The sequence below is a fragment of the Streptomyces sp. NH27 genome (assembly GCF_056859195.1).
On record NZ_JACEGK010000820.1, the window covers coordinates 1 to 2,112 of the forward strand.

General features: G+C 70.5%; 2 protein-coding genes and 1 pseudogene. 2 read left to right on the forward strand and 1 reads right to left on the reverse strand.

The genetic code is table 11. From position 1 onward, the window contains the following. Nucleotides 1-352, reverse strand: a pseudogene (locus AC13HU_RS36170) (ThiF family adenylyltransferase); the annotation flags it as partial. A 275-nt stretch (nucleotides 353-627) separates the two neighbouring features. On the opposite strand from AC13HU_RS36170, the gene AC13HU_RS36175 reads away from it, so the two are divergent. Both AC13HU_RS36175 and AC13HU_RS36180 read left to right on the forward strand, forming a co-directional pair. Beyond that, complete coding sequence (locus tag AC13HU_RS36175; RefSeq protein WP_483046235.1) at nucleotides 628-1,248, forward strand: M48 metallopeptidase family protein; 621 nt, start codon at nucleotides 628-630, stop codon at nucleotides 1,246-1,248. 263 nt (nucleotides 1,249-1,511) lie between these two features. After that, on the forward strand, nucleotides 1,512-2,112 hold a 601-nt coding region (locus AC13HU_RS36180), incomplete at its 3' end, for a TerD family protein (protein WP_483046236.1).

Sequence of the window (2,112 nt, forward strand, 5' to 3'; positions counted from 1 at the left end):
GGCCGGGGTGCACCACCGACAGGGCCGCGAGGTCCGGACGCAGCCGGTCCAGCATGTCCGTGCGGTGCCGCAGCGCCCCGGACAGATCAGAGTGCGCCGAGGCGTCGTCCAGCACGCCGCCCTCCGCCAGCAGGCCCAGCAGGCGACGGACCCGGTCGGGCCCGAGGCCGAGCGACTCCGCCTCGCGGGCCAGCACGTCGGCGCTCCGGGTGCCGTCCAGCAGCGACAGGAAGCCGGCCGACGGACCGTCCACCGGCTCCAGCATCACCGCACGCTCCGGGTCCACCCCGAACTGCACGCACTCCCGGTCCCGCCAGCTCCTGCGCAGCGCACTCTTCAACATCAGCCGCATGGCTCCGCCCTCCTCCGTCTGCCGGGCGCATCCGGGCACACCCGGGCGCGCCACCGCGCCCGTTCCAAAGCCCACCCGGACATACCGCTACCGACTCGAACAATCACTCTCAGTGACTGACATCTCCCACCATGCCCGAAAAACTCACCGGCCCGGCGAAGTTATCCACAGGCTGTGAGGGATAGTCGTTCAAGATGCGTACAAAGCGAGGTGATTCCCGCGGCAACCGGCCCGGGGGCGGGACTTCCCCCACGTACAGCGGGTAACGTCGAGATGTGTCCGCCGATCCTGCCCATGACATCGCAGACCAGCCTGCCCGCGGCACCCGGGCGGGCGAGCCGAGCGAGCCAGGTGGGCCAGGCGGGCCGGCCATGACGGGGCCGGTGGAGGTGCGTCGCAGCGCCCGTCGCCGCCGTACGGTGTCCGCCTATCGAGACGGCGATCGTACGATCGTTCTCCTGCCGGCCCGGATGTCCGCCGCCGAGGAGCAGCGCTGGGTGACGGTGATGCTGGAGAAGCTCGCCGCGCAGGAGAGTCGCCGGATGCCCGGTGACGACGAACTGGCCGCTCGCGCCGAGCGTCTCTCCGAGCAGTATCTGCATGCCCGGGCCGTACCCGACACCGTACGCTGGGTCACCAACCAGAACTCCCGGTGGGGGTCGTGCACCCCGGCCGAGGGCAGCATCCGCCTGTCCCACCGCCTCCAGGGCATGCCCGAGTACGTCATCGACTACGTGTTGCTGCACGAACTCGCGCACTTGCTGGTGCCGGGCCACGGCCCGCAGTTCTGGAAGTTGCTGGAGAACTACCCGCGCACCGAGCGCGCCCGCGGCTTCCTGGAAGGTGTCGTCGCCGTCGACCGCCTGCCGCACGCGCCCGGCCCGCGCGAGGACTGACCGACGCCGGTCGTACCCACCGCCCCCGTCGTGCACCCGCGTGCCGCCGTCAGCAGCCGTACGGCACCCGCAGTCGTACGCACCCACGGCCGCCGCGCACGACCGTAAGCGCCCGCTGGGACAGCCTCGGCACTTGTCCGGTACAGGCTGGTGATGGTCGGTTTCGATGCGAGCCGTTAGCCTGACGCAACGCACAAGGACGACGGGCGCGTACGAAGCGGCGCGACGGGGCGGACAACAAGCGGAGTGGGGGAAGTTCGCGCATGGCCAGGGAGTTCCAACGTGGCCACAAGGCCAAGATCAGTGATCTGACCGCCGGCAGGGATCTCTACGTCGGCGTGCAGATCACTGCTCCCGGCCTCACGTTCGACATCAGTTGCTTCGGGCTCGACGCCGACGAACAGCTCTCGGACGACCGGTACTTCGTGTTCTTCAACCAGCCGAAGTCGCCCGAGGAGTCGATCCAGCTCCTCGGTGCGCAGGCCGGCGACGCCGAGTCCTTCCGGGTCACGCTCGACCGGATCCCCGACGCCGTAAGGAAGTTGTCCTTCACCGCCACCATCGACGGCGACGGACAGATGTCGCAGATCTCACCCGGCTACATCCGGCTGGTCGCGGGCGGCGAGGAGGTCGCGCGGTACGCCTTCACCGGCGCGGAGTTCAGCACCGAGCGCGCGGTGATGCTCGCTGACGCCTACCTCAAGGACGTGTGGCGCTTCGCCGCGGTCGGGCAGGGCTTCGACGGCGGGCTGGACGCGCTGCTGCGGAACTTCGGCGGCGAGGTCGCCGAGGAGGAGCCCGCCGCCCAAGAGCCGCAGGGCGCGCCGGGGTTCGCCCCGCCCGCCGGCGTGGCGGCCCCCGTAC